Genomic DNA, 24,097 nt, shown 5'->3' on the forward strand with positions numbered 1-24,097 from the left:
TTGGGGACAGGTCCCAAACTTGCACGGATAAAGGAGGAACGCTATGTCCACCAGCTACGCAATCGTTCACGGCAAGCTCGTCGACGGCCTCGGCGGCGCCCCGGTCGAGAACTCCCTCGTTCTCGTCGAGGACGGCAAGATCACCTATGCCGGCGCCTACCAGGACGCCCCCGAGGGCTTCGAGGTCATCGACGCCACCGGCAAGACCGTCATGCCCGGCCTGATCGACACCCACCTGCACTTCTCGGGCAACCTGACCGACGACGACACCGACTGGGTCATGCAGCCGCTGCTGGAGAAGCAGGCCGTCGCCGTCAAGCAGGCCTATGACTGCCTGACCCACGGCCTCACCACCGTGTGCGAGATCGGCCGCTTCGGCATCCACGTGCGCGACTGCATCAACAACGGCGTCTTCAAGGGCCCGCGCGTCTACGCCACCGGCCTGGGCTTCTGCCGCACCGCCGGCCATGGCGACTCGCACCACTGCAGCCAGCTCGAGAACAAGGAATCCCACCCCTGGGGCGACCAAGTCGACGGCCCCTGGGATCTGCGCAAGGCCGTGCGCCGTCGCCTGCGCGAGAACCCCGACGCCATCAAGATCTGGGCGACCGGCGGCGGCATCTGGCGCTGGGACTCCGGCCGCGACCAGCATTACTGCGCTGAGGAGATCCAGGCCGTGATCGACGAGGCCAAGATGGTCGGCATCCCCGTGTGGAGCCACTGCTACAACTCGCACTCCGCCGCCTACGATTCGGTCCGCTTCGGCTGCGAACAGCTCATCCACGGCTTCGACATCGATGAGCGCACCATGGACCTCATGGCCGAGAACGGCACGTTCTTCACGCCCACCATCGGCTTCCTTCCCACCTGGTACTCCACCTATCCGCCGGTCTACGTGCCCGAGATCCACGACAAGTACGAGGGCACGCTCGTTGAGAAGGAGCTGCAGCGCAACTACGACTGCCTGCGCGAGGCCAAGAAGCGCGGCGTGATCTTCACGATCGGCTCGGACTCCTTCAGCTTCGTGACGCCGTACGGCTACGTCACCATCGACGAGATGTACGACTTCGTCGACAAGGTGGGCATCTCGCCTCTCGAGACCATCACCTGCGCCACCATCAACGGTGCCAAGATGGCCCACTGCGACGACGAGACCGGCTCGCTCGAGGTCGGCAAGTGCGCTGACCTGCTGATCGTCAACGGCGATCCGGCGACCGACATCCATGACCTCACCCCCGAGAACATGGACGTCATCATGAAGGACGGCTGGATCGTCGAGTCCGGTACCTTCGGCGAGCGCAACAAGTACTCCGCGTAGGACTGACCTGACCGGGCCCGCCCCGGGGTTTCCACGCGCGCGTCCTCGGCCTGCGGCCTGCGGGATTGCGCGCTTAGGAAAGCCCCGGGGGCGGGCCCTGCTGCTACACGCTTGCGGTGTGCTGCGCGGGCGGTGGCGGGGTCGCGTCCAGGCCGGTGGGCGGGGGTCTTGATTGGGGCTCTTTCGGCGCGTGCGCGCGGTGGGGTTACGCTTCTTGTTGCCCGTCGTTTGCTCCCCGCTTTTTATTACCCTCTGGCGATGGGAGTTGAGGCCGCGTAGTATGAGGGGCGTTTGGGGCTGCGGCCCCTTTTTGGCGTTTTGGGGCGGCCGTGCAAGTGGGCCGCATACGATTGCGAAAGGAAGGCGCGTGGGCGGCATTCCGCATCCGATCCGCTGGTCACAGCGGTTGAATCCCACCAAGGTCATGCGCTCGAGCCAGGTTGCCATGACGGTACTTCTGGGCCTGTGCGTGCCCCTGCTGCTTGTCATGCTCGTGTGGGACCTTATCGACAACCCGCATCCTGTGCCCGCCGTCGTCACCATCGCGGGCCTCGTGCTGCTGTGCTTCTTCTTCTCCTATGTGTTCGTCGTACCCGATGATCTCACCTCGAGCGCGACCGACCGCACGCTCGCCATCGCCTCGAAGATCTTCGTGCACACGCGCCAGGGCATGACGCCCGAGGCGGCGCTCGGCGCCTGCAAGATCATCCTGCCCGAGACCCTCGCCTCCGCCATCTGCATCACCGACGGCAAGCAGGTGCTCGCCTGCTGGGGCGAAAGCTCCGACCGCTGCCCCGCGGGCACGCCCGTCACCCTCGACACGACGAAGCGCGTCATCGAGAGCGGGCACATGAGCGTGTTCTCGCGCGACGGCGCACCCGAAGACGAGCTTCGCTACTTCCCGCGCCTGCGCGCCGGCGTGGTGGCGCCGCTCACCGTGCGCGGCCGCTGCGTGGGCACCTTCGAGCTGTTCTACCCGCGCTTCGGCAATATCGACATGCGCCAGACGGCGCTCGCCACGGGCTTCGCCGACCTCATCTCCACGCAGCTCGCGAGCTTCGAGCTCGAGCGGCAAGACGAGCTGACCGCCCGCGTCGAGCTGCGCGCCCTGCAGTCGCAGGTCGACCCGCACTTCCTGTTCAACACAATCGGCACCATCGTCTCGCTCGTGCGCACCGACCCCGAGAAGGCGCGCTCGCTGCTCATCGACTTCTCCAACTACTACCGCACAACGCTCTCCGACTCCGACACCCTGACCTCGCTTGAGCACGAGCTCGAGCAGGGCATGCGCTACATCAACCTCATGCAGGCGCGCTACGGCGCCGACCGCCTGCGCGTGCGCACGGATGTCGATCCCGGGACGTTTGACTGCCGCGTGCCGCCCTTCATCCTGCAGCCGCTGCTCGAGAACTGCATCCGCCATGCCATGCGCGAAGCCGAGCCGCTGTCGATCGTCATCTCGTCGCGCAGGACGGCCGGCGGACTCGAGATCTCGGTCGACGACGACGGCATCGGCATGAGCGACGAGGTCCGCGCCCACCTGTTTGAGCCCCGCGACGCGGCCGTCGAGGAACCGGAGACCGTGACCGCCGACGGCTCCATCAAGCGCGGCTGCGGGCTTGCGCTCTCCAACGTGCTCATGCGCATCCACTTCTTCTACGGCGAGGCCTCGGGCATACGCGTGGATTCGCAGGAGGACGTGGGCACGAGCGTGACCATCGCGCTTCTCGGCGAGCCTCACGAACCGAGCCGCAACTGATAGCCTTCCCTCCGCTGCACCCTGCACCCCATCCGCGCCCGACGCGGCGACCAGATGAAAAGGAGACCCATGGATACCGAACTGTGGACCGTGCTGATCGTGGACGACGAGCCGCCCATCCGCTCCGAGCTGCGCTACCTGCTTTCGCGCGACGGCAGGGTCGGCGCGATCGACGAGGCGAGCAACGGTTCGGAGGCCGTCGAGAAGCTGCTTGCCAGCCGTCCCGACGTGCTGTTTTTGGACATCCAGATGCCCGGCACGAGCGGCATCAAGCTCGCCGAGACGCTGGCGAACCTCAAGCACCCGCCCGCGGTGGTCTTCGTGACCGCCTTCTCGGAGTTCGCCGCCGAGGCGTTTGAGCTCGACGCCGTCGACTACGTGCTCAAACCCGTCGAGGAGGCACGGCTCACCCGCGCGCTCGACAAGGTGGGCGCGCATCTCGACGCGCGCAAGCCGGCAACTCAGGCCGAGCACGTGCACCGTCTGGCGGTCGAGCGCGGCGGGCACCGCGCCTTCATCCCCGTGCGCGACATCTGCTACATCGAGGCGAATGCCGACTACTCGAACATCATCTGCCGTGGCGGCACCTACCTTTCCAACGAGTCCATCTCCGCTCTTGAGCAGCGCCTGGAGCCCGAAGGGTTCCTGCGCGTGCACCGCAGCTACCTGGTGAACATGGACGAGGTGCGCGACGTCGAGATCGCGCGAGGCGGCACGATGGAGCTCCGTTGCGCCCATGCGGACGCCACCGTTCCCGTGTCGCGCAGGCGGGCAGCCCAGGTCAAGGAGCGCCTGGGCCTCGTGTAGGCAGCCCTGCCTGGCCTCTTTGGGGACGTAGCCGGGAGGCGCCAACGGCCGGCTCGACCGGCCGTTGGCGCCTCCCGGCTACGTCCCCAAAGAGGCCAGGCGACTGGCGATGCCCACTTTCAGGACGGAGATGTTTTGGGACATTGCGTGGCCTGCCGCGCAATGTCCCAAAACATCTCCGTCCTGAAAGTGGGCATCGCTCTAGATGCTCGCCACGAACCGCGCGAGACGGCGCAGGCCCTCGTCGAGGGCATCGTCCGCTACGCAATACGACAGGCGCACGTGACCGGGCGCGCCGAAGCACTCCCCCGGCACAAGCCCCACGCCCGCCTCGCGGATGGCGCGCTCGCAGAACTCCTCGGCACCCATACCCGTCTGCTCGATGGAGGGAAACGCGTAGAACGCGCCGGCGGGGCGCACCGTGTCGAGTCCCATGCCATCGAGCGCCGCGAGCACCCGGTCGCGGCGGGAGCGGTAGACCTCGAGCATGGGCTCCGGATCGACCTCAAGCGCCCGCGCCGCGGCGGACATCACGAAGGCCGGCACCGACGACACGGAGAACTGATGCGCCTTGGCGATCTGCGCCGCCACGGGGCCGTCGGCCGCAAGCCAGCCCACACGCCAGCCGGTCATCGCCCACGGCTTGGAGAAGCTGTCGATCACGACCGTGCGGTCGCGCAGCTCGGGATGGCGCTGGGCGAAGCGCTCATAGGGGCCCTCGTACACGAGGCGGTTGTAGACGTCGTCGCAGATCACGTAGATACCGTGCTCGGCCGCGACCTCGGCGACCGCATCGAGCGATGCGGCATCGAGGATGCATCCGGTCGGGTTGCCCGGCGAGCAGATGACGATCGCCTTCGTCGCGGAGGTGACACAGGCGGCAAGCGAATCTTTGCGGACCTGGAACGCCGTCGGAGCCGTATCGAGCTGCACGACGCGGCCATGGCACATGAGCACGTCGGATTCGTACACGGTGAAAGCGGGCACGGGAATGATGACCTCGTCACCCGGATCGAGCAGCGCGCGGAACGTCGACGAGAGCGCCTCGGTGGCCCCGACGGTCACGATGATGTCAGCCGCGTCGTAGGCAAGGCCCTGGTCGGACATGTAGCCTGCGATGGCCTGGCGCAGCGCGGGCGTGCCGTTGTTCGGCGGATAGTGCGTCTCGCCCCGGGCGAGGGCCGCTGCCGCTTCCGCGCAGATCGGCTCGGGCGTGGCGAAATCCGGCTCCCCGAGCGCCAGCGGGATGCAATCGCCCTGCTCGGCGGCGAGCGCGTTGATGCGCCTGATGCCCGAGGGCGCAAGCTGCGCCAGCGCGGAATTCGTCGGTCTGATCATACGGTCCTCCTTCGTGCCATTGCCATCCACGATACCGCAAGCGCGCGTGCCCTCCGGGCGGCTGCCCCGCCGCCGCGACGATTTAACGTGGCGAGGCGGCAGTGAATAGCGAACACGGTACAATGCGAAGGACACCGCCACCTGAAGGAGCGCCTCGTGCATACGCTCATCTGCGATCTTGACCAGCGCGAACGCGACGCGCTCGACCTGCCCGAGACACCCGACGTGATCGTCGGGCGCGAGGCTCTCGAGGCGTCCGCCCCCTGCCGGGGCTGCTTTCGCTGCTGGACCGAGACGCCGGGGCGCTGCGTCATGCGCGACCGCCTTCAGGACCTGGGAGCCCTGCTCGGAGCGACCGATCGGCTCGACATCATCTCCGCCTCGTGCTTCGGCGGCTACAGCCCGCTCGTCAAGCGCGCGCTCGATCGGGCGCTTCCCTACCTGCACCCGAACTTCCGCATCGTCGACGGGCAGATGCACCATAGGCTGCGCTACCCACAGAGCTTGCGGCAGCGCATATGGCTGTACGGAACGCGCGACGATGGCGAGCGCACGACGTTTCTCGGGATCGCCCGGGCCAACGAGGTGAACCTTGGTACGCAGGTCGAGGGCATCTGGTTTCCCGAGCGCGCTCGCGATGCCGGGCGGCCCGACGGTGCCCTGGGCGCGCTAGGCGTCGGCAGCCCTGTTACCGACGCGCCCGTGCTTGGAGCGCCGGGAGCGCCCCAACGCATCGCCCTTGTCAACGCGAGCCCCAAGGCCAAAGGATCGGCAACCGAGCACCTGCTCGCCGACTTCGCCGATGCGCTCGGCGCCTACGCGCGCCTGTCCGGCAGCCCTGTTCCGAAGATCATCGACGCCCACTGCACGCTTCGAGGAGAGCTCAGCGCTCCGAACGCACGCAAAGGCGGCGTCGACCTGAGTTCCTGCGAGGCCATAGTCATCGGCTACCCGCTGTTCGTCGACGCGCTGCCCGCACACCTGACCGCATGGCTCGAGCGAGCCGCACGCGAGGGCGCACTCGCCTCCGGCACGAAACTCTACGCCATCTGCAACCTGGGGTCCTACGAGGCAGAGCAGGCGCTTTCCTCCTTCGGCATCCTGCGCGGGTTCTGCCACGCGGCGGGCGTTTCCTGGTGCGGCGGCCTCGCCATCGGCGGGGGCGGCATGATCGTACCCTTTGCCCACAGCCCGCGCATGGGGGGCATGCGCCGCGCGCGTTCGGAGGGCATCGATGCGCTGATCGCCGCCGTGCGCATGGGGCTCACCGTGCAGGACGCAAACGAGCGCTTCGGCCGCGAGGCATGCGGTCTCGACCCGTCTGCCATACTCGCTCGATGCCCGACTCCCCGCGCGATCTACAAGCTGGCGGCTGAGGCGCTGTGGCGCAAGCTTGCGCGGGCCAATCATGCGGATCTGGATGCGCAGCCCAGCTACGATCTCGGCGCACATGCCGGTACCTCAGGCAGCTAGCGAGTTATGAAGCCCGTTTTCAGCGTTTCTTTTGCCATCGGTTGAGTAGAACCCCGGATTCCCGACGTTCCGCTTATTAAAACCCCAGTTCAGAGGTTTAAAGGATGAAGCGCGCACGCCCTCTACTCGCCCAGACACGAAAGAAACGCTGAAAACGGGCTTCATAACTCGCTGCCGTCGCTTGAAGCGGGCGCCTCAAGCGCCTTGGCCCCGTGACGGCGGCCCGCACGCGCCCCTGCCCGCCGTCGCACGCGAGAGAAGCGAACAGGTGTTTGCGTCTATGGTAGAATGGAATGCTACCGAGACAAGCTGATCCGCAGGAGGGAGCGTGCCATGGCCGATGCGCAGGACATCATCGATCGCCTCATGAGCGATGAGCGCTTCCGTCGTGTCGCGCGCTTCTCCAGCAAGGTCTACACCGACGAGCCCATCCTCACGACGGGCCGCCAGATGGCCAACTACCTGCCCGACCGCTACCGCGAGATGCGCGCCATCTCGCGCTGGCAGCAGGGCCGCGACGGCCGTCAAGGTCGATGGCTTTCCGAAGCCGAGCTCTTCTTTCGCCAGGGCGTCTTCATGGCGGACTTCGAGGACGACTGCCCCTACCATGGCACCTTCAAGTCGTACTATCCCACCTACAACGCCATGAGCGACCGCCAGCTGCGCGGCTACTTCACCTGGCGGGCTGCCGTGCGGCGCGGCGAGATCGAGGAGACGTCCCTCTCCTTCGCCTATGTCTATCTGTACGAGCTCATCTGCGGCATCGGCGTGAGCGATCCGACCGAGGGTTTCGAGCGCCTCTTGGCGTTCTGGGGCGCCTACCGGGAGTTCTCCCCCGAGATCGATCGGTTCGCACGCCTGTGGCTGCAGGATTACGTCGTCTACCACGGCCTCGACCCCAAGCTCATCGCCGACCAGAAGGGCATGGCGTTCGACCGCGCCGTCGTCGAGCTTCACTCGGCGCAGGACGCCGCACTTGCGCGCGCTGATGCGGCAGCGCCCGTGGGCGGGCGCAAGCGCTCGATCGCAGGGGCCCTGCTGCCGCCCGACCCCGAGCTCGAGGAGCGCCTCGCGCGGGCAGCGGATGCGCTCTCGTCCTATCGCATCCTCGATGGGCGCTTCGCCCGCGAGAACCCGCGCGCCGTGATCCACGTGGTCGCCGCCGTCTACGTGCAACTATGCCGCTATTACGACAAGCATCGCAAAGCCGGCCTCATCGAGAGCCTTTTCGGCGAGCGCGCCGAGCTTCCCTACACGATGTTCGCCTCCGCGGTGTTCTTCGACCCCGTCCGCCATCCCGACACGCAGGTCGAGCTCAGCCCGCTTTGCCGTTTTACCTGCACAGACGGGCTGTGGAGCTGCGACCGCCTGCACGGCAGCCGCGCGCGGAACCCCAAGCTGGGCGAGGTCATGCGGGCCGTCGACCGCCTCATGCGTGCTGCCGCGAACTTTGAGCATCCGCTCAAGGACGAGAAGATCCCGCGCTACCTCGAGCAGATCATCGAGCGCGAGATTACGGCATGGACCGCATGGGAGCAGGCGCACACGCCGCGTCGGGTCGATATCGACCTCACGAAGCTCTCGGGCATCCGCGCTGCCGCGGCCGAGACACGCGAGGCCCTGCTCGTCGACGAGGAGCGCGAGGACGCGGCCGCGGGCACGACAACCGATGAAGCCGCGGAGTCGCGGCACACGGTGGCCGGCCGTCCGGATCCGCTCGACGCGGCCGTTCCACATCACGCAGAGCTGAGCCCCGAGGAGAACCCCGTACGCCCCGCGGGCCGTGACCCCGACGCGCACGGTGCGCCGCCCGCCGCCGGTGAGCCATCGCTCAAGATGCCCACTCCGGCCCCGCGTGCGGACAACCCATCCGACGCCCCACTCACCGACGTGCAGGCGCGCTACCTCGCTGCGCTATCCACCTGCGACCGCGCCGGCACCTCCGCGGCCCTCGCCGCCGCCGGCACCTCGGAGGACCTGCTCGTCGACGCCATCAACGAAGCCCTGTTCGACCTGGTGGGAGACACCGTCATCGAGTTCGGCGCATCCGGCCCCGAGCTCGTTGAAGACTACCTGCCCGACATCGAGGAGCTGCTGCACCATGCCTGATACCGCAACCGCCGTGCGCGTGCCCAAGCGCGTCGCCGCCGTCATTCTGAACTCGCTCAAAGGCGGCGTCGTGCCGCGCATCGGCCTGCCCTACATCACCGTGGGCCGCGAGGTCGAGATCCGCGCGCTGCTGACCGACCTCGACCTCATCGCCGACGGCGGCGCGAGCTTCCGCTTCCTCGTGGGCCGCTACGGCGCGGGCAAGAGCTTCCTGCTGCAGACGATCCGCACCCACGCGATGGGCGAGGATTTCGTCGTGGCGGATGCCGACCTCTCGCCCGAGCGGCGCCTGCAGGGCGGGCAGGGCCAGGGCCTTGCCACCTACCGCGAGCTCATCCGCAACCTTTCGACCAAGACCCGACCCGAGGGCGGCGCGCTCGGCCTCGTGCTCGACCGCTGGGTCGCGCGCATCCGCGAGGCAGCGGGCGACGGCGATGTCGAGGCGCAGGCGCGCGCGAGCGTCGCCAACCTCGAGGAGCTCGTCCACGGCTTCGACTTCGTCCGCATGCTCATGATGTACGTGCGCGCCGACACGGAAGGCGACGACGAGGCGAAGTCATGCGTCATGCGGTGGCTGCGCGGCGAGTACCGCACCAAGACCGAGGCGCGCACCGACCTGGGTTGCTCCACCATCATCACCGATGACGACTGGTACGACTACGTGAAGCTCTTCGCGACCTTCCTCACGAACGCCGGCTACCGCGGCCTGCTCGTGCTGATCGACGAGCTCGTGAACCTCTACAAGATCCCGAACGCCATCACGCGCCAGTACAACTACGAGAAGATCCTCACGATGTACAACGACACCCTGCAGGGCAAGGCGCATCACCTGGGCATCATCATGGGCGGCACGCCGACCTCCATTGAGGACCGCCGGCGCGGCGTGTTCAGCTACGAGGCGCTGCGCAGCCGCCTCACGCAGGGCCGCTTCGCCCGCGAGGACATGCGCGACATGCTCGCGCCCATCATCCGCCTGCACCCGCTCACCTACGAGGAGCTGCTCGTCCTCATCGAGAAGCTCGCGCAGATCCATGCCGGGTACTTCGGCTACGAGAACGCCGTGACCGACGAGGACCTGGCGGCATTCCTGCAGATCGAGTTCGGCCGCGTGGGCGCCGACTCGCACCTCACGCCGCGCGAGGTCATCCGCGATTTCATCGAGCTGCTCGATATCGCCTACCAGAACCCCGATCAGAGCCTCTCCGCCCTGCTGCGCGACGAGGGTGCGATCGCGGGGGCGGGCGGCCCCGCAGACGGCAACGGCGCAGCCACAGGCGACGCCCCCTTCGCGGAGTTCACGATCTAGCAGCGTCATTCCGACATAAAGACAGGAGCCAGCGGTCCGCATACCTCCACGGGCTTCCAACGCACCTCACACGAGCCGATGCCGTATACTCAGGCTCCGTGCGCCATCACATCAATCTGATGCCTCTTGTCGCAATCGATTTCATTATTACCAATGACAGGGGCTTCGCCAATCGTTGGCTCAGCCCCGTCATTTTCAGATGCATAAGGACCTTCTCCTCAACAAGAGAGCGATAGCATTTCGCTCTACGCAATGATGCCGATTTTATACTCAGCGCGATTCTCTTTCGTTGCGCGTTGCCTCGTAGTCCCTTCCCCTGCTGGCAGCAGCCCTTTTCTCTTACAACCCGACCATCAACAATCTCCTTTTCTGCCCCACTACCTATCTCGAGAACGAGAAATCGTTCCGGGTAAATCTGAAGCACCATTAACATAAAGCGCGCGATAGCTTTGCCTTCAATGGCAGAAAACTGCCAACCGTTATTTGGAAGACTTATAAATAGCATATTCCTTGTCTATCTCAGTGCCACCCATCGCTATCCGCCGAAACGTTCTTGCACTTCTTTATGACATATGTCCTAATATAAAAAAGTAGGGGGTGATTTGAATGGCAGTATATTTCATTGCACCAATCGAATACTCCAATCGAGTCAAAATAACACGATATTGAATGTGCAATCTGATGTAACGCCTTTCATCAAATAGCGTACGAACAGGGGCAGCTAATGTTTAAAAGCGACTTGACGATTGACAGTCGGGAAGCGATGGCACTGTTTGCCGCTCTTCTTTCTGCTATCGGCGTTTTACTGTATTGGTTGTTTTACTCAACTCTTGCTGATGTCTACTATATATATACAGCAGAGACTATTTATCACTTTATATGCATTCCGGTTCTTACGCTGTCTCTTTCGTATTTCCTTGCAAGCCATTTCCTTCGCATCAGATTGCCAAGAGCCGCATGCACCCTGATCAGATTCATCTCGTATGCCTCTTTATTGGTCTATACAGTTAGCCTTATTATCCTCTGCACTCAGGGATATACAATCGGATACCTCACTAAATACTATTTATACTCTATAATATTTTTTATATCTAAGTTTGTTTATCTTGTCGGTTTTTGCATAGGCATAACAAGACCTGACGCCCGCCTTAGGATGTGAAATGCAATGAAGATACATAGGATTGAGTTTTTTGCAGTTTTTGCTTTTGTTTTTTTCACAGTATTCGGGTTCTCCAGTGGCCCAATTAGTGCTTATGCCGATGGCGCTTCATCCTTTGGGCAGAATGATTCTATCGTCGCTTATTTGGAAAACGAGGATGGAGAAATCACTGAAGTTGCCGGCCATCGGATTTCTCAAATCCAACCGAACCAAATTGACAACGATGCACAGATAACATATGCATTTGCTGTTACCGCAGCAGATCTCGGCATAACAAAAGATCAGTGGGATGGCTCCATTGCCGTGCATGCCTTCCTGACCATACGCTATCTCACCCAAAATAACGATTTACATGTTCTCCTTACCAGCGTAAACGGACATTGGGAAATCGCCGATCCTAGTGTTCGGGTTACCAATGTGAGTCTTCGCTATGGATGCGATGACATGTCACTTTTTGGAAGGCAGGCTAGGGAAATCTCATCGGTAGGCAATTATTTCAATTATAACACTGGTTTCCAGACGTATGCCATGGCAACAAATGGAGTCGTAGGGGCTAATATCCTGATGAATCTTCAGCACGGTGCTGCTGGAAGTACATGGACACTTTATGTGAAGAACAACTATTGCGAGAATTTCTCATCTTGGTTTAATACGCGCTAAACATCAGCCGGCATCCTTGTATTCACTCCGCTATACGATGTGTTTGAACTGATAAAGCCTCTCGAAGAAGGGGTGACCGATCCTGAAAGGGCCGGTCACCCCTCGTAGCAGGCCTACAACAAACATGGGCCAGCACAAATGAATCGATCCCTTACGCCTTGGTCTCCGGCGTCAGAGCCTCGTGGGCCTCGGCGACGGCGTCGGACTTGCCGTCCTCGGGACGCTCGAGCTCCGGAATCCAATCGATGTAGGCGTCGTCCGGCGCGTTCTTGTGCGGCGAGCGCTTGGCGTAGGCCTTGACCATGGCAGCGGTCTTGGTGATGGACTGCAACGTGCCGGCGCCGGCAACGCAGCCGCCCGGGCAGGCCATGCCCTCGAGCAGGTAACCGTCGTACTTGCCCTTGATGGCGTCCTTCAGCATCTTGCGGCAGTTGTCGAGGCCCTCGGCGTTCGCGATCTTGACGATGCGCGAGGGGTCATCGCGGTGGATGGCGTTGACCACGGCGTTGGCGACGCCGCCGGCAACGGCGAAGTTGCGGCCGTCGGTGGAGGCGACCTCGAAGTCGCTCGAGCCCTCGCCCTCAAGCTTCGTGTAGTCGATGCCCTTGGCCTCCATCATGCCCGCCATCTCCTCGAAGGTGAGCACGAAGTCGACCTCGGACTTGACGGACTTGCGCTGGGCCTCGAGCTTCTTGGCCGAGCAGGGTCCGACGAACACGATCTTGGCGTTGGGGTGCTGCTTGCGGATGAGGCGCGCGGTCAGCGTCATGGGCGTGAGGGCCATCGAGATGCAGTCGGCGTGCTCGGGGAACTCCATCTTGGCCATGACCGACCAGGCCGGGCAGCACGAGGTGCCCATGAACGGGATCTTCTCGGGGACCTCCTTGAGGAAGTCGCCGGCCTCCTGCACGGCGCAGAGGTCGGCGCCGAGCGCGACCTCCTCCATGCCGGTGAAGCCGAGCTCCTTGAAGGCCTGGCGCAGCTTGTCGACGTTGCCCTTGCCGCCGAACTGGCCGACGAAGGCGGGCGCGACCTCGGCGATGACCTCCTGGCCATCGCGGATGGCGTGGATGACCTGGAAGATCTGGCTCTTGTCGGCGATGGCGCCGAACGGGCAGTTGACGACGCACTGACCGCAGGAGACGCACTTGTCGTAGTCGATCTTGGCGCGGCCCTGCTCATCGGAGCCGATGGCGTTCATGCCGCAGGCAGCGGCGCAGGGACGCTCGTAGTGGTGAATCGCGGAGTACGGGCACACGCTGGCGCAGCGGCCGCACTTGATGCACTTGGACTGATCGATGTGCGCCTTGCCGTTCACGAACGAGATGGCGCCCTTGGGGCAGATCTCGCGGCAGGGGTGCGCCATGCAGCCCTGGCAGGCGTCGCTCACGCGGTAGACGTTGTCCTCGCAGGCGTTGCAGGCGAAGCTGATGACGTTGATCAGCGGGGGCTCGTAGTAGGTCTCGGGCTTGGCGGCCTCGGCCACGCCCTCGGAGAGCATGGCGGGCTTGTCCACACCCTGCAGCGGCAGGCCCATCGCCAGGCGGATGCGCTCGCCCACGACGGCGCGCTCGATCAGCACGCTCTCGCGGTAGGTGGCAACGTCGCCTGGGATGATCTCGTAGGGAAGGTTGTCGACCCAGCCGTAATCGTCGGTGTCGACGATGCCGTCTCCATCGACGTCCACGCCGCCTTGGTAGGCGATGCGCGCGACCTCCCTGAACACGGTACGACGAATCTTGGTGAGGTTGGTATTCACCCCACGCATGGCGTTACTCATATCGATGTCCCCTCTTCGGACGTTTATCAGGCACCGCCCATTTTATAATCAGTCGAGCTGGTTTGTCCGCATATTGATACGCTCTGTTGCAAATTAATGCACTGAATGAGCACCCATAAGGTTCATACTCAGTATCGGTTATCACTAACGGCATCGAAAGGAACACCCATGCTGAACTCCTCCGACATCGTGCGCCAACCGATGAATCGCCGCTCGTTCGTGGCCGCCGCCGGCCTCGGCATCGCCTCGATCACCGCCGCGCTCGCCGGCTGCTCCGGCAGCACCGACGCTACCGGCAGCACGACCGGATCGGCCGCGCCCGCAGGCAGCGCCGGCAGCGCCGCCGCCACCGAGGGCGTCGAGGTCCGCGTCGCCTCCCTCAAGGGCCCGACCTCCATCGGCCTGGTCACCTTCATGGACCAGGCGAAGAACCCCGACATGTTCACCAACAGCTACGACTTCCAGATCATGACGGCCGCCGACGAGATCCTGCCCCTGGTCATCAAGGGCGACATCGACATCGCGCTCATCCCGGCCAACGCCGCCTCGGTGCTGTACAACAAGACCGAGGGCGGCATCGTGTGCCTGGATATCAACACGCTCGGCGTTCTCTCCGTGGTGACGGGCGACACTTCCGTGGCGAGCTTCGCGGACCTCGCCGGCCGCACCGTCTACCTCACCGGCAAGGGCACCACACCCGAATACACCATGAACTACCTGCTCGACGCCGCCGGCATCGCCGACTCCGTCACCCTGGAGTTCAAGAGCGAGGCCGCCGAGGTCGTGAGCGTACTCGCCGCCGACCCTGCCGCCGTGGGCGTGCTGCCCCAGCCGTTCGTGACGGCTGCGCTCACCAAGAACGAGGCGCTTTCCGCGCCGATCGACCTGAACGACGTGTGGACCGAGTACTCCGCCGAGGGCAGCCAGATGGTGACGGGCGTCACCATCGCCCGCCGCGCCTTCGCCGAGGAGCACGAGCAGGCCATCGCGGAATTCGTGATCTCCCAGACCGCATCGGTCGAGACCGTCAACGACGACCCCGAGACGGCCGCGCCCCTGGTGGTCGAGGCCGGCATCATCGACGCCGAGCCCGTTGCCGCCAAGGCCATCCCCAACTGCCACCTCGTGTGCATGACGGGTGAGGAGATGACCGAGGCGCTCTCGGGCTACCTCGACGTGCTCCACAACGCCGACCCGTCCTCCGTCGGCGGCGCCCTGCCCGAGACCGATTTCTACTACACCATCGACGAGTAGCCCAGCCCGCCCGGGAACCCTCAGGGCTCCCGGGCGGCAGCTTGAGACGCCATGAAGAACAGCGCATCGAACAACCGAATGGGACGCCTGGCATCCGGCGCGCTTGCCGCCCTCTTTTGGATCGCGGTCTGGCAGCTCGCCAGCATGATCATTGCCAGCGAGTTCATCCTCGCCGGTCCCCTCGATGCGCTCGCCGCCCTTGTGCGCCTCGTTCCGACCGCCGACTTCTGGGCGCAGGTCGGCTTTTCCGCCGTGCGCATCGTGTGCGGCACGGCCGCGGGCTACGCGCTCGCCATCGCGCTCGCGGCCCTCTCGTGGCGCTCGCGCATCGTACGCGCCCTCGTGTCGCCTGCGCTCTCGGCCATCAAGGGCACACCGGTCGCCTGCGTGGTCGTCGTGCTGCTCATCTGGTTCGGCTCGCGCAACGTGAGCGCCATCGCGGTCTTCCTCATGGCGCTTCCCGGCGTGTACTTCCCCGTGCTCAAGGGCCTCGAGGAGCTCGACCCCCACATGGACGAGCTCATGCGCCTCTACCGCGCGGGTACGCCCACGCGCCTGCTCGCCCTCTGCGTCCCCGGCGTGCTCCCCTACCTGCTGTCGGCCAGCGCCACTGTGCTCTCCATGGGTTGGAAGGCCGGCGTTGCCGCCGAGCTCATCGGCGTTCCCACCGGATCGATTGGGGAGCGCATCTACCAGGCGAAACTCCTGCTGGAGACAGCCGACCTGTTTGCCTGGACCATCGCCATCGTCGCCATCGCCTGGGTCTTCGAGCGGGCCGCCCTCGCCCTTATGCGCGTCATCTGGCCCACTGCGGGCAGGCTCGCTGCCGCCCATGCATCGTGCGGAAGCCGCGCTGCGGATGCGCACGGCGGGGTATGCGCGCAAAAGCTCGTCGTCGGCCACGATGGCGTCGCCGCATGCGGCGCGATCGACCTCGACCTCGCCTCCGGAGATATCCTCTGTCTGCTCGGCGCTTCGGGCGCCGGCAAGACGACGTTGCTCCACACGGTCGCCGGGCTTATCGCCCCGCTCGAGGGCAGCCTGCACATCGATGCCGCCGCGCGTTTTTCGGCAGTGTTTCAGGAGAGCCGCTTGATCGACGACCTCACCCCTGTGGAGAACATCGCCCTGTTTGCCGCCGACGGCGCCGACGTGCGCGCGCTCGCCTCGGAGCTGCTGCCCGAGCAGGCGCTCGATGCCCCCGTGCGCGAGCTCTCCGGCGGCCAGCGCAGGCGCGTCGAGCTCGTCCGCGCCCTGGCGGCGCCCTCCGACATCGTGCTGCTCGACGAGCCCTTCACGGGTCTGGATGCGAACACGCACGCGCGGGCCCTCTCCTTCATCGCGCGGCACCGCGACGGCCGCACCATCCTGCTCAGCACCCACGACGAGCAGGATCCCTCCGTACTTGACGCCCGCGTCGCGCGCCTGAGGTAAAACCCCTGTCCCGATTTCACCTCCCCTGAGGTGCGTACTCCCAGATGGTGTAGGTCTGGGGGCAGCCGTAGATACGCACCGCGACACCCGTCTGGGGACGGTAATCCTGGATGCTCCCCTGAGCGAGCGCGCGCCAGCCCTGCCTCCCCATGTAGGAATACTGCTCGCCGTTATCCGACATGTGCATGACTGTGACGGGGCCTGCAGCCTCGCGCTCGAGCTTCTCGATAAACTGCACGAGGACCGCCGTGTCGAACGGGTTGAACAGGTAGATGTGCGTGTAGCCGCCGAGCGGCTCGTCGAGCACGCTCGCGCAGTGGACCTCGAGGTTCGCCCGGCCTCTCGTCCAGCCCTGCGCATAGCGCGCCAGCTCGGAATCGAGTTCGATGCCGGTCGCGCGAACGCCCGGCAGCTCTTCTGCAACGTAGGCGAGCACACGCCCCCTGCCGCACCCGACATCGAGCAGATGCGATGCTGGCGCGAACGTCACCTGCGAGAAGAGCTCCTCGAGCACGAAATACGGCGTGGCGGTGGGATCGTGGGCGCCGAGGTCGGCCAAGCGGGTAGCCTCGTCGCAGGCTAACGGAACACCGCAGGCGAGCACATCGCGCCGCACGTCGGCGGCGTGCAGTTGCTCGGCGTTTACGATGCGCGGCGCACGCACCCTTCGTACCATCCCGGGATGCTCCGGCATGCGGCCTCCTCTCTATAGAACATATGTTCTTGTTTATGGTACCATACCGTCACCGGAAGGAAGCGTCCTTCCGGGTTTACGGCAAGGCGCACCCGCCCTGCCGACACCACGAGCGAATGGAGGGGCGCATGAGCGTGTTCGACCGATACGCGCCGTTCGTGCAGGACTTCATCTACGCCCATGGTTGGGACAACCTGCGCTCCATCCAGGTTGCCGCGGCGGACGCCATCTTCAACACCGATGAGAACGTTCTGCTCACCGGGCAGACCGCATCGGGCAAGACCGAGGCGGCGTTCTTCCCCATCCTCACCCAGTTTTGGGAGGACCCGCCCGCCACGGTGGGCGCCCTCTACATCGGTCCGCTCAAGGCCCTGATCAACGACCAGTTCTACCGCCTGAACGACCTGTGCGAAGAGGCGCATATCCCCGTCTGGCACTGGCACGGGGATGTCGCCTCGTCGCATAAGCGAAAGCTCATGAAGCAGCCGTCGGGCATCCTGCAGATCACCCCGGAATCGCTCGAGGCGCTGCTGCTTCACAAGCACAGCTCCGTGGGAAGGCTCTTCGGCGACCTGCGGTTCGTGGTCATCGACGAGGTCCATTCGCTGTTGCGCGGCGACCGCGGTGGGCAGACCCTCTGCCTGATCGAGCGCCTTTCGCGCATGGCCGGGGTGAACCCGCGGCGCATCGGCCTGTCCGCCACCATCGGCGAGCCCGAGCGCACCGGAGCCTTCCTCTCGGCGGGCACGGGGCGCGGCTGCATCATCCCCCGCTTCGAGGAGCCGCGCCGCGTGTGGCGCCTGTCCATGGAGCATTTCTACATCACCGGCCCGCAGGCCACCGAGCGCGCGCGGCAGAACGCCGGCCCCGTCGAGGCGGAGGTCGTGAGCTGCGAGCGCCTGGAGCCCGGGGCGCCCACCATCGACGACCTGCTCGCACGCGCCGCAACGGGCGATGACGGCAAGCAGGCGCTCGCGCCCGCAAGGCCGCTCCCCGGCCCCGCGGCGCCCGAATCCGAAAGCGCCTGCCCGGATGCCGATGCGCCATCCGGGCCCGAGGTCTCCATCCCGCATGTCAGCGAGACGGAGCTCATGGCGCCCACGGACACGGCTCCGCGCGATGCCGACCCCGGCCTCGGCTACATCTTCGAGCACACGCGCGGCCGCAAGTGCCTCGTCTTCGTGAACTCGCGCGAGGAGGCGGAGGCGGTGTGCACGGTGTTGCGGCAGTACTGCGAGGCCAACGGCGAGGCGGATCGGTTCCTGATCCATCACGGCAACCTGTCGGCCTCCTACCGCCAGACCGCCGAGGAGCTCATGCGCGACGAGGAGCAGGCACTCACGACGGTGACCACCGCCACGCTCGAGCTCGGTATCGACATCGGCCGGCTCGAGCGCGCCTTCCAGATCGACGCACCGTTCACGGTGTCTTCGTTCCTGCAGCGCATGGGCCGCACCGGCCGGCGCGACCTTCCGCCCGAGATGCACTTCGTCATGCGCGAGGAGCAGCCCGAGCCCCGCGCGATGCTGCCCGAGACCATCCCGTGGAAGCTGCTGCAGGGCATCGCGCTCGTCCAGCTCTATCGCGAGGAAAAGTGGGTGGAGCCGCCGCGACTCGACCGGCTGCCCTACAGCTTGCTCTATCACCAGGTCATGGCGACGCTTGCCGGCTGCGGCGAGCTCACGCCGGCAGAGCTTGCCAACCGCGTGCTCACGCTCGCCTACTTCCATCGCGTGTCGGCGGACGACCTGCGGGTGCTGCTGCGCCATCTCATCGAGACCGACCACGTCGAACGCACCGAGTCCGGCGGCCTCATCGTGGGAATAGCCGGCGAGCGCATCACGAACTCGTTCAAGTTCTACGCCGTGTTCCAGGAGAACGAGGAGTTCACGGTGCGCTCAGAGTCAGCTGAGCTCGGCACGATCGTCAACCCGCCGCCCGCCGGCGAGCGCATCGCCATCGCCGGCCACTGCTGGATCGTGGAGGAGGTCGACTGGAAGCGCCATCTGGTGTACTGCACCCAGGTCAAGGGGCGCGTGCCGGCGTACTTCGGCGACTGCCCGGGCGATATCGATACGCGCATCCTCGAGCGCATGCGCCAGGCGCTCACCGAGCGATGCGGCTACCCCTACCTCATGGCGAACGCGCGAGCCCGCCTTGCGCAGGCGCGTCACGTGGCAGAGAACTCCCGGCTCGTGGAGCGCCCGCTCATCAACCTGGGCGGCGACACCTGGGCCCTGCTGCCGTGGCTCGGAAGCTACGCCTTCTTGGCGCTTGAGCGCCTGCTCAAGATCAAGTGCGCCGGCGAGCTCGGGCTCAAGGGCCTCGATCCGTCGCGCCCCTACTTCATGCAGTTCCGCATGAAGGCCGACGAGGAGACGTTCTACCAGGTGGTGGCCGACGAGGCGGAAAAGGACTTCGACCCCATCGAGCTCGTGTACCCCGGAGAGGTTCCGTACTTCGACAAGTACGACGAGCTGCTGCCCGCCGAGCTTGTGCGCAAGGGGTTCGCGGAGGGCGTGCTCGACATCGACGGCATGCGCGAGCGCGTCATCAGCTGGCGCGACAGCTGGTGCTAAGCCGAAGAGTGGAGCTGGGCGCTTCCCTTGCCCCTCGCCGGTCCGGCCGCGGGTGGCCTGGCCGCGGGTGGCCAGGCCACCCCAGGTGCATCGACCCGGGCAGACCATCCTACAGCGTGCCGCGAAGGATGCAGGAGCCGGTGTCGTACTCGGGGCCCAGAATCTGCGCCGCAAGGTCGCGGCAGTAGGCGGCCGTAAAATCGCCGCAGCCTTCCGCCCAGTGGATGGCGTTGCGCGATGCGAGGTCCTCGGTGTACTCAGAGAGCCGATACACGCTCATGCTGGGATCGGTCGCCTTGTGCGTCACGACCGGCTCGAGTGACCATTCGACAAGCTGGCATTCGTCGCCGCGCTTCGCGAACACGAGCTTCGCCATGCCGCCGAGCATGCGCGGCTTCTCGATCTGCCACGACACGAAGTTGCCGAGCGACCAGAATACCGGCACCCTCCGGCCGTCCGCCGCCTCGTAGATCTCGACCGGCTGCAGGACGTGCGGATGCGTGCCCAGCACGGCGTCCACACCCGCCTCGACGAGCTCTTCCGCCCAGCGCAGCTGCGGCCCGTCGGGCTCGTAGACGTACTCGGTCCCCCAGTGCACGCATGCCACCACGAAGTCCGCGCCGAGCTCCCGCGCTCGGGAAACTTCGCCCGGAAGATCGGAGTGACGCAGCATCCTGAGCGACCAGTCCTCCGCCGGCAGCGCATGGTTCGAGAACTGGGTGTAGTTGAGGATGGCGAACGTCATGCCCTGCCGCTCGATGAGCCAGATGCGCTCCGCCTCCTCGGGCGTGTCGGCGATGCCCGGCGTGACCATCTCCGGGTGGTGCGAGCGCCAGTACTCGAGCGTCCAGCGGATGCCGTCGAACCCATGGTCGAGCGCGTGGTTCGTCGCCCCGAGCGCCACGTCGACACCCGCTGCCACCTCGGCTTCCCCGAGCTCCTGGGGACTGTTGAAGTCCGGAAAGCTCTCGAGCCCGCGCTCCGTGCCGCCGAGCACGGTCTCCTGATTGACGATCGCGATGTCGGATTCCGAGAAATCCTTTGCCAGGTGAGTGAAAAAGTGGTCGTAGTTGTACGTACCGTCGGAGCGCTCGCCCGACAGCCAGACGCCCTGATGAATGAGCATATCGCCCACCATCATGAGCGTGGCGGTCGTCACGGGTACGTCGCTGTCGTACACCGTGGCAAGATAGGGCTCGATATGGCTCTCCGGCTGCTGCGATTGCAGAAGGTTATCCGGAAGGGCGCACCCGCCGAGCGAGGACGCCGAGGCGCAGGCTGCCAGCGCCACCGCGATGAGCCCGCGGCGCGAGACGACGGGCGCAGCATCGTGCGGAGCTGGTCGTGTCGGCAGGTCGCCCGGCGTTCTGTCCATGAGATCGCGCCCCAAACGGTCGAGGTGACGGGACTCCATCATAGCAAGCGGTCGCCCGCCGTCAGCAGAGTCACCGGCAGGCAGCCGGCCTTCGCCCGCAACCGGCCTCAGTCGGAGCCATCGTGGATCTCCGTGCCCAAAAACGCCTCGTCGAACGGCACGGCATCTGCAAAGCTGTAATCGCCGTCGCTCGCGATGACGATGTAGTTGTCCTCTCCGCCCAGGTCCTCGTCGGTAGCGGGAACGACCCACACGCGGGCAAACATCGCAGCGCAGGTGGCGACGGTGTCGCGAAGGAACGTGAGGTCCTCGCCCTCATCGCGCGAGACGACGTTCGCCAGGTACAGCCCACCCGGAACCAGGCAGGCCCGCACCGCTCGCAGCGCCTCGACGCTCGCCAGCGCGCGGACCGGCTCGCTGCCCGCGAACGTGTCGTTCACGACGGCGTCGTACGCCGCACGGGGCGCGTCCTCGATAAACGCGCGGCCGTCGGCCGTCACAAGCTGCAGACGGTCGCCCGCCATGCGCTGGAGTTCGTCCACGAAGAACCATCGACGGGCGATCTCGGTCACCGCCCCGTCGATCTCCACGACGTCCATCCGCAGGTCCGGATGGTGCAGCAGCGCGTGCTTGGGCCAGGCGTAGCCGCCGCCCCCGATGGCGAGCACGCGCGCGACGCCGCCCCCGCGGACAGCGTGCAGGGCGTCTTCCGCCTCGAACAGCACGTCGAAGGCGCGCTGGTAGGCGAACACCGGGTCGAAGCGGCGCTCGTCCAGATAGGTTGCCGACTGGTAGACGCCGCCCTGCCGCAGCACGCGCACACGCGTCTTGTCGGGCAACCGCAGCGTACGGATGAGCGTCCAGCCCTCCTGCGTGCGCGCAAGATGCGGGTCGACCCGCAACCACGCGTAGGCCAGCACGAGGAGCACGACCGCGAGCGCCGCCATGAGCAGCCGGTAGGGTTCGGTGAGCCTCGGCACGATACCCAGGCACACGACGAGCAGAACCGCCGCGGCGCCAGCAATGCCGACGCCCGCCGCGGCGCGCCCGCCCGTCCTCCGCTCGAGCCTATCCTGCGAAGAACCGCTCATCACAGCTCCTTTTGCTGGTAAAGGCCGCAATCGGCGAACCCCAGTCGCCGGTAGTAGGCGCGCGTGCCCACGGCGCTGATCACGTTGATGCGCCCGTAGCCCGCCGCGCGCGCAAGCTCGCAGGCGCGCTCGATGAGCATGCGGCCCAACCCCAGATGCTGCGCCGCGTGCCCCTCCTCGCCCACGGCGGTCGCCATGCCGTAGACGTGCACCTCGCGGATCATCGCCTCGCCCATGCGCACGGGAAGCTCGTCAGCACGCTCAGCCATATAGGAGGCATCGGGCAGCGACAGGCGCAGGAACCCCGCGATGCGGCCGTCCGGATCGACCCACTGCAAAAACCGCTCCTGCGTGTTCGCGGTCATGTAGCCAAGCTCCTCAAGTTGCAGGCTCTCCCGGTCGATCGCTCGCGTGCCGACCTCGCGGAAGCGGATCTCGCGAACACGGGGACCGCCGTCGCGCTCCGCCTGCGTGAGGCGCGCCTCCACAAGCTGCCGCAGGTTGGGCTTCTTGCTGCCCGCCTTGATGTCGTCGGACGAGAAGTCGCGGATCATGCGAGAGATGCGGCAGAACGCCGGGGTGGCAAGCGTGTCGGCGACGAGCACGTCGAGCAGCTCGTCTTCCGTGTAGGGGCGCCAGGCGCCCGCCTCGAAGTCGCGGCACAGGCGTGCGCCCTCGATGAGCGCGCACGGGTACAGCTTGATCTCGTCCGGCTGAAACGCCGGGTCGCTCACAAGGCGGGCGTAATCGCGTTTGTCGGCCTCGGGCGTGGCGCCTAGCAGGTTCACCATAGCGTGAGCGTGGATCTTGAAGCCGAAGGCGCGCAGCAGGTCGAACGCCTCGGCGATGCGCGCAACGGATATCCTGCGTTCGCTGGCGTCGAGGGTCCGCTGGTCAGTGCTCTGGATGCCCATCTGCACCTTGGTGCAGCCCAGACGGCGGATGAGCGTGAGGGACTCCGCCGTGATGGTGTCGGGGCGCGTCTCGATCACGAGGCCGACCACGCGATGGCGGGCCGTCTCGTTTATGCGCTGCTGGTGCTCAAGCTCCTCGAGGGTCGCATGCTGGCGGCTGCCCGCGGCCGTCCAGGCGGCGGACGCCCCGTAGAGGTCAGACACCGCCTGGTTGTAGCGCAGCTCACCTGCGTCGACTGCGCGCTGCGTATCGCGCGCGAAGGCGGCAAGCGACTCCTCATCCGACGGGATGCCGAGACTGCGGTAGAGTGCGCGGCGGCGCCTCACCCCTTCGGGCACGTCCTCGGAGCTCGCGAGCACTGCGCCCTTGTCCTGACCGGGCTCCGCCAGCATGGGGTTCGCGGCGATGCCCGAAACGGCGTCGTCGTTCAGCGCACGGAAGAGCTCCGTCACGAACCAGATCTGGTACTCGCGCGGGTAATCGCTCCACGTGCCGCCCAGCACGATGAGCTCGATCTTGTCTGTTGCGTGCCCCATCTGCGACAGGGCCGTCAGGCGGGTCGAAACCTGCAGGTAAGGGTCGAAGCAGTTCTGCTCGGCGCGGGCGCAGGCGGGTTCATCGTGCAGGTAGCTTTTGGGCATGCGCACGTCGTTCGGACAGTAGCGGCAATCGCTGCCGCACGGCCACGGCTTCGTGATGACGGTGATGGTGGCCACGCCCGATGCCGAGCGGCGCGGCTTCATGCGCAGCACGCGCAGCAGCTGCTCCTCGAGATCGGGCGTCACGCGCCACGATGCCCAGCGCTCGGGCTCCTCGCGCTTCACGCGCTGGTAGAACGGCAGCAGCCGACGCTTGGCGAAAGCGCGCTTATCGCCGCCCGATCGCTTCGCCTGCGCATGGACCAATCGCACGAGCGCGTCGTTGTCCACCGTCTCGCCGCGTCGCAGCGCCGCGAGTATGTCCAAGATGATCTGTTCCATAGCTACGCATTCTAGCCGAGGGAGCGGCTGGATGCGGCTGCGCGCTCGACCGCGCAGCCATGCGCA

The 24,097-nt window shown here is 65.7% G+C and carries 16 protein-coding genes; 10 read left to right on the forward strand and 6 right to left on the reverse strand.

What is annotated here, in order from left to right:
* Window positions 1–43 precede the first annotated feature (43 nt).
* From H6A16_RS03435 to H6A16_RS03445, 3 genes are all read left to right on the forward strand, one after another.
* Window positions 44–1,318: a metal-dependent hydrolase family protein gene (locus H6A16_RS03435; protein WP_204616144.1), complete on the forward strand. Its 1,275-nt coding sequence runs from the start codon at window positions 44–46 to the stop codon at window positions 1,316–1,318.
* 424 nt (window positions 1,319–1,742) lie between these two features.
* Complete coding sequence (locus tag H6A16_RS03440) at window positions 1,743–3,077, forward strand: GAF domain-containing sensor histidine kinase (protein WP_428830075.1); 1,335 nt, start codon at window positions 1,743–1,745, stop codon at window positions 3,075–3,077.
* Window positions 3,078–3,146: 69 nt separating this feature from the next.
* Entirely contained in the window at window positions 3,147–3,884 is a 738-nt protein-coding gene (locus tag H6A16_RS03445; protein ID WP_204616149.1) for a LytR/AlgR family response regulator transcription factor, read from the forward strand.
* 201 nt (window positions 3,885–4,085) lie between these two features.
* On the opposite strand, the gene H6A16_RS03450 is transcribed toward H6A16_RS03445, so the two are convergent.
* Window positions 4,086–5,222, reverse strand: coding sequence for a pyridoxal phosphate-dependent aminotransferase (locus H6A16_RS03450; protein WP_204616151.1), 1,137 nt, complete (start codon window positions 5,220–5,222; stop codon window positions 4,086–4,088).
* A 156-nt stretch (window positions 5,223–5,378) separates the two neighbouring features.
* On the opposite strand from H6A16_RS03450, the gene H6A16_RS03455 reads away from it, so the two are divergent.
* The 4 genes from H6A16_RS03455 to H6A16_RS03470 all read left to right on the forward strand — a co-directional run bounded on the left by H6A16_RS03455 (window position 5,379) and on the right by H6A16_RS03470 (window position 11,929).
* Window positions 5,379–6,695, forward strand: a complete 1,317-nt coding sequence (locus tag H6A16_RS03455; RefSeq protein ID WP_204616153.1) for an NAD(P)H-dependent oxidoreductase — start codon at window positions 5,379–5,381, stop codon at window positions 6,693–6,695.
* A gap of 333 nt (window positions 6,696–7,028) precedes the next feature.
* Window positions 7,029–8,804 (forward strand): TerB N-terminal domain-containing protein, encoded by a 1,776-nt coding sequence (locus tag H6A16_RS03460; protein WP_204616154.1) that lies wholly within the window; start codon window positions 7,029–7,031, stop codon window positions 8,802–8,804.
* Entirely contained in the window at window positions 8,797–10,110 is a 1,314-nt protein-coding gene (locus H6A16_RS03465) for an ATP-binding protein (RefSeq protein WP_204616156.1), read from the forward strand. Before H6A16_RS03460 ends, H6A16_RS03465 begins: the two co-directional genes overlap by 8 nt.
* A gap of 1,165 nt (window positions 10,111–11,275) precedes the next feature.
* Window positions 11,276–11,929, forward strand: coding sequence for a hypothetical protein (locus H6A16_RS03470; RefSeq protein ID WP_204616158.1), 654 nt, complete (start codon window positions 11,276–11,278; stop codon window positions 11,927–11,929).
* 151 nt (window positions 11,930–12,080) lie between these two features.
* On the opposite strand, the gene H6A16_RS03475 is transcribed toward H6A16_RS03470, so the two are convergent.
* Window positions 12,081–13,709, reverse strand: coding sequence for a 4Fe-4S dicluster domain-containing protein (locus tag H6A16_RS03475; RefSeq protein ID WP_204616160.1), 1,629 nt, complete (start codon window positions 13,707–13,709; stop codon window positions 12,081–12,083).
* Window positions 13,710–13,877: 168 nt separating this feature from the next.
* On the opposite strand from H6A16_RS03475, the gene H6A16_RS03480 reads away from it, so the two are divergent.
* Window positions 13,878–14,963 (forward strand): ABC transporter substrate-binding protein, encoded by a 1,086-nt coding sequence (locus H6A16_RS03480; RefSeq protein ID WP_239458156.1) that lies wholly within the window; start codon window positions 13,878–13,880, stop codon window positions 14,961–14,963.
* A 51-nt stretch (window positions 14,964–15,014) separates the two neighbouring features.
* Window positions 15,015–16,397, forward strand: coding sequence for an ATP-binding cassette domain-containing protein (locus H6A16_RS03485; protein ID WP_204616161.1), 1,383 nt, complete (start codon window positions 15,015–15,017; stop codon window positions 16,395–16,397).
* Window positions 16,398–16,413: 16 nt separating this feature from the next.
* Here the strand turns inward: H6A16_RS03485 and H6A16_RS03490 are convergent, their stop codons facing one another.
* Complete coding sequence (locus H6A16_RS03490; RefSeq protein WP_239458157.1) at window positions 16,414–17,091, reverse strand: SAM-dependent methyltransferase; 678 nt, start codon at window positions 17,089–17,091, stop codon at window positions 16,414–16,416.
* A 128-nt stretch (window positions 17,092–17,219) separates the two neighbouring features.
* Between H6A16_RS03490 and H6A16_RS03495 the strand changes: the two genes are divergently transcribed.
* Window positions 17,220–19,670, forward strand: a complete 2,451-nt coding sequence (locus tag H6A16_RS03495) for a DEAD/DEAH box helicase (protein WP_204616162.1) — start codon at window positions 17,220–17,222, stop codon at window positions 19,668–19,670.
* Between the two features lie 109 nt (window positions 19,671–19,779).
* On the opposite strand, the gene H6A16_RS03500 is transcribed toward H6A16_RS03495, so the two are convergent.
* The 3 genes from H6A16_RS03500 to H6A16_RS03510 form a co-directional block, all read right to left on the reverse strand.
* Window positions 19,780–21,087 (reverse strand): CapA family protein, encoded by a 1,308-nt coding sequence (locus H6A16_RS03500; protein ID WP_204616163.1) that lies wholly within the window; start codon window positions 21,085–21,087, stop codon window positions 19,780–19,782.
* Window positions 21,088–21,152: 65 nt separating this feature from the next.
* Window positions 21,153–22,136 (reverse strand): spermidine synthase, encoded by a 984-nt coding sequence (locus H6A16_RS03505; protein WP_239458158.1) that lies wholly within the window; start codon window positions 22,134–22,136, stop codon window positions 21,153–21,155.
* Entirely contained in the window at window positions 22,136–24,031 is a 1,896-nt protein-coding gene (locus H6A16_RS03510; protein WP_204616164.1) for an elongator complex protein 3, read from the reverse strand. The genes H6A16_RS03505 and H6A16_RS03510 overlap by 1 nt, the downstream gene beginning before the upstream one ends.
* Window positions 24,032–24,097 lie beyond the last annotated feature (66 nt).

This window comes from Collinsella tanakaei (assembly GCF_016900375.1).
In the GTDB taxonomy this organism is placed as follows: Bacteria; Actinomycetota; Coriobacteriia; order Coriobacteriales; family Coriobacteriaceae; genus Collinsella.

What these genes read in the sequence shown, in the direction of transcription:
- H6A16_RS03440 (WP_428830075.1), top strand. Translation starts at nt 1,743, where the DNA reads ATGCGCTCGAGCCAGGTTGCCATGACGGTACTTCTGGGCCTGTGCGTG.
- H6A16_RS03465 (WP_204616156.1), top strand. Translation starts at nt 8,797, where the DNA reads ATGCCTGATACCGCAACCGCCGTGCGCGTGCCCAAGCGCGTCGCCGCC.
- H6A16_RS03470 (WP_204616158.1), top strand. Translation starts at nt 11,276, where the DNA reads ATGAAGATACATAGGATTGAGTTTTTTGCAGTTTTTGCTTTTGTTTTT.
- H6A16_RS03500 (WP_204616163.1), bottom strand. Translation starts at nt 21,087, where the DNA reads ATGATGGAGTCCCGTCACCTCGACCGTTTGGGGCGCGATCTCATGGAC.
- H6A16_RS03445 (WP_204616149.1), top strand. Translation starts at nt 3,147, where the DNA reads ATGGATACCGAACTGTGGACCGTGCTGATCGTGGACGACGAGCCGCCC.
- H6A16_RS03435 (WP_204616144.1), top strand. Translation starts at nt 44, where the DNA reads ATGTCCACCAGCTACGCAATCGTTCACGGCAAGCTCGTCGACGGCCTC.
- H6A16_RS03475 (WP_204616160.1), bottom strand. Translation starts at nt 13,709, where the DNA reads ATGAGTAACGCCATGCGTGGGGTGAATACCAACCTCACCAAGATTCGT.
- H6A16_RS03485 (WP_204616161.1), top strand. Translation starts at nt 15,015, where the DNA reads ATGAAGAACAGCGCATCGAACAACCGAATGGGACGCCTGGCATCCGGC.
- H6A16_RS03480 (WP_239458156.1), top strand. Translation starts at nt 13,878, where the DNA reads ATGCTGAACTCCTCCGACATCGTGCGCCAACCGATGAATCGCCGCTCG.
- H6A16_RS03460 (WP_204616154.1), top strand. Translation starts at nt 7,029, where the DNA reads ATGGCCGATGCGCAGGACATCATCGATCGCCTCATGAGCGATGAGCGC.
- H6A16_RS03490 (WP_239458157.1), bottom strand. Translation starts at nt 17,091, where the DNA reads ATGCCGGAGCATCCCGGGATGGTACGAAGGGTGCGTGCGCCGCGCATC.
- H6A16_RS03505 (WP_239458158.1), bottom strand. Translation starts at nt 22,136, where the DNA reads ATGAGCGGTTCTTCGCAGGATAGGCTCGAGCGGAGGACGGGCGGGCGC.
- H6A16_RS03495 (WP_204616162.1), top strand. Translation starts at nt 17,220, where the DNA reads ATGAGCGTGTTCGACCGATACGCGCCGTTCGTGCAGGACTTCATCTAC.
- H6A16_RS03510 (WP_204616164.1), bottom strand. Translation starts at nt 24,031, where the DNA reads ATGGAACAGATCATCTTGGACATACTCGCGGCGCTGCGACGCGGCGAG.
- H6A16_RS03450 (WP_204616151.1), bottom strand. Translation starts at nt 5,222, where the DNA reads ATGATCAGACCGACGAATTCCGCGCTGGCGCAGCTTGCGCCCTCGGGC.